The sequence below is a fragment of the Bacillus sp. SIMBA_026 genome (assembly GCF_046535335.1).
GTDB classification, from domain to species: domain Bacteria; phylum Bacillota; class Bacilli; order Bacillales; family Bacillaceae; genus Bacillus; species Bacillus velezensis.
In genome coordinates this window covers 1-252 of record NZ_JAWRWX010000348.1, presented here as the reverse complement: position 1 = coordinate 252, position 252 = coordinate 1, and the positions used below count along the sequence as shown (strand labels likewise).

Below are 252 nucleotides of genomic sequence, written 5' to 3'. Positions count from 1 at the left end.
ATGGCAAGCCAACATTGGCCCTCTCGATCACCAAGAAGCCCGAAGGCGACACGGTGGCCATCTCCCACGCGGTACGGGACGCCATCGCCCCCATGCAGGCCGAACTGGGCAACAATGCGTCCTTCACCGCCGTCTTCGACCAGGCTCCCTTCATCGAAAAGTCCATCAAAGATCTCACCACCGAAGGTCTTCTGGGCTTGGGATTCGCCGTTGCGGTAATCCTCGTGTTCCTGATGTCCGTGCGTTCAACCC

Annotated in this window: 1 protein-coding gene; it reads left to right on the top strand. The window is 59.5% G+C overall.

The features are described from left to right. On the top strand, window positions 1-252 hold a 252-nt coding region (locus SB847_RS21750; protein ID WP_410578780.1), incomplete at both ends, for an efflux RND transporter permease subunit.